The 2,209-nt window shown below is 64.6% G+C and carries 3 protein-coding genes and 1 pseudogene; 3 read left to right on the top strand and 1 reads right to left on the bottom strand.

The window, feature by feature from the left end; genetic code table 11:
* The 3 genes and pseudogenes from AC4FWB_RS33880 to cyoD all read left to right on the top strand — a co-directional run.
* A pseudogene (locus AC4FWB_RS33880) lies at positions 1–337 on the top strand (cytochrome o ubiquinol oxidase subunit I); the annotation flags it as partial.
* Positions 334–1,008, top strand: a complete 675-nt coding sequence (locus AC4FWB_RS33875) for a cytochrome c oxidase subunit 3 (RefSeq protein ID WP_491030563.1) — start codon at positions 334–336, stop codon at positions 1,006–1,008. The pseudogene AC4FWB_RS33880 and the gene AC4FWB_RS33875, both read left to right, overlap by 4 nt.
* On the top strand, positions 1,005–1,415 hold the full coding sequence (cyoD, locus tag AC4FWB_RS33870; RefSeq protein ID WP_491030562.1) for a cytochrome o ubiquinol oxidase subunit IV: 411 nt from the start codon (positions 1,005–1,007) through the stop codon (positions 1,413–1,415). Before AC4FWB_RS33875 ends, cyoD begins: the two co-directional genes overlap by 4 nt.
* 41 nt (positions 1,416–1,456) lie before the next feature.
* Here the strand turns inward: cyoD and AC4FWB_RS33865 are convergent, their stop codons facing one another.
* The gene (locus AC4FWB_RS33865) at positions 1,457–1,864 is read right to left on the bottom strand and encodes an HD domain-containing protein (protein ID WP_491030561.1); all 408 of its coding nucleotides are present in this window, start codon (positions 1,862–1,864) and stop codon (positions 1,457–1,459) included.
* Positions 1,865–2,209: the final 345 nt, after the last annotated feature.

The raw sequence follows: 2,209 nt of genomic DNA, 5'->3' as shown, positions 1-2,209 counted from the left end.
AGTCGAGGACGAAGAGCCCTACTGGACCGTCACGCAGCGGGCGATGGACGGCCAACGCCCGGACGAAGACGAACGCTATGAGCCGGTCGAGATGCCGCGCAACCGCCCGACGGGCTTCGTTACCGCCTTCTTCGCCACGCTGATCGGCTTCGCGCTGATCTGGCATATCTGGTGGCTGGCGATCGTCGGCTTCATCGGCGCCTACGCCACCTTCGTCGTCTTTGCCTGGCGCGAGCACGGCGACTACGAGATCCCCGCTGACGAGGTCGAGCGCATCGACCGCGACGGTAAAGCCGCGCAGCTTGCCTGGATGCGCAGACGGGAGCGCGTGGCATGAGCGACATCGCGGCCGGCAGCGCGGTGCGCGAACCGTATCGGCCCGGACAGCACGGCGGGCACGGTCATGGCCTGTTCTCGGCGACCGGCCACGGCCAGGGCGGCCCGGCCTCGAAATTCGTCACGGTGGCCTACGGCTTCTGGATTTTCCTGTTGTCCGACATCATCATGTTCTCGGCCTTCTTTGCCGCCTTTGCCGTGCTGTCCAAGGCGACGGCCGGAGGGCCGACCGGCAAGGAGCTGTTCGAGCTCACGCGCATCGCGGCCCAGACGGGGCTTCTGCTCACCTCGAGCTTCACCGGCGGCCTTGCGACGCTCGCGACCCACCGCCGCTCGATGGCCGCCACCCAGTTCTGGCTGCTCGTCACCGGCCTGCTCGGCGCGGCCTTCCTGTTCCTCGAGGTGCAGGAATTCGCGGCGATGGCGAACGAGCAGGCAGGTCCCTCGCGCAGCGCCTTCCTCTCCGCCTTCTTCGCCCTCGTCGGCTGCCACGGCACCCATGTCGGCCTCGGCCTGCTCTGGCTCGGCACCATGATGGCGCAGCTCTGGGTGAAGGGTTTTCGGCCGGAGATATTGCGGCGGCTCCACTGCTTCGGCCTGTTCTGGCACGCGCTCGACATCATCTGGATCGCTATCTTCACCCTGGTCTATCTTCTGGGAGCCTCGCCATGAGTGACATCGACAGCCGGATCGACGAGGAGCTCGATCGCCGTGACTCAGCGCCGGGGGAAGAGCGCATCACCGAGCACGAGCTGGCAGGAGGGCTGTCGGGCTATCTGCTCGGCTTCGGCCTGGCGATCCTGTTGACCATCGCCTCATTCCTCGCCGCGCAAACCGACCTGATCTATCAGCCGGCGGTGATCTCCGCCCTGGTGGTGCTGGCCATTGCGCAGATGGGCGTGCATCTCGTCTTCTTCCTGCACCTGACAACCGGGCCCGATAACACCAACAATGTGCTCGCGCTCGCCTTCGGCGTGCTGATCGTCGCGCTCGTCGTGATCGGCTCGGTCTGGATCATGACGCATCTCGGTCAGAACATGGTTCCGATGAGCGCCCACCAGGCCGAGATGATGCCTTAGCTGGGATCGCGCCGGGGCGCTTTGCATAGCGGCCAACTTGGTCAGTTGGCCATATCGCCGAGCAGGCGCAGCCCGTTTTCGTATTTTTCCGGCGAGGCGCCTGCATGATGCGCCTGCCGCAGATTGTCCGTCAGGTCCGCTTCCTTGACCCGCCTCGCCAGCGGGTTCGAGGCGGCGCGGCAAATGAAACCCTGCTCGCTATCGTCAAGCCGTCTCGTTAGGGCGTCGACCGCCGCCACGACGGGAAGGCAGAAGCCTGCCGCCTCCAGCCGATCCAGAGTCCACCCCTCGCCTGTCTCCACCACGTCGTGCAGATAGGCGACGGTCTTTTCGTCGAGCGTCTCGACCGCGTTGGCGACGCGCCTGACATGTTCGATATAGGGTTGGCCGGTCTTGTCCTTCTGGCCGTGATGAGCCTCTTCAGCGATCTTGGCCGCGCGATAAAGCATGATCGTTCCCAGTGCTGACTTCGTGCTGACTTCAGAGCCCGCTCGAGAGGGCAGCCGAGACCGACTTGCTCGGGCTTGATGCTCGGCTTGCCGGCGCGCTTTTCGCGGGAGAGCGAGAACTGCGCGCCATGCTTTACGAACATCGGCAGCGCATGAATGTTCCCGCCCATAAGCGATTTTCGCCTTCGGCCCGGCGATCAGGCAGCGAGCGGACAGGAACATGCGAAGCTTGAGCCCGATAGGTCCTGCCTACCGTGACGGATAAAGCATGTCGTGGGATTGTTCGGAGCGAACATTTCGCTCGCAAGACCGTTTAGGGGTATGGCCGGCGCGCAAACCTCGTCA

This window comes from Mesorhizobium sp. LEGMi-168a, assembly GCF_058312955.1.
This window is presented reverse-complemented; position numbering and strand designations above follow the sequence as displayed.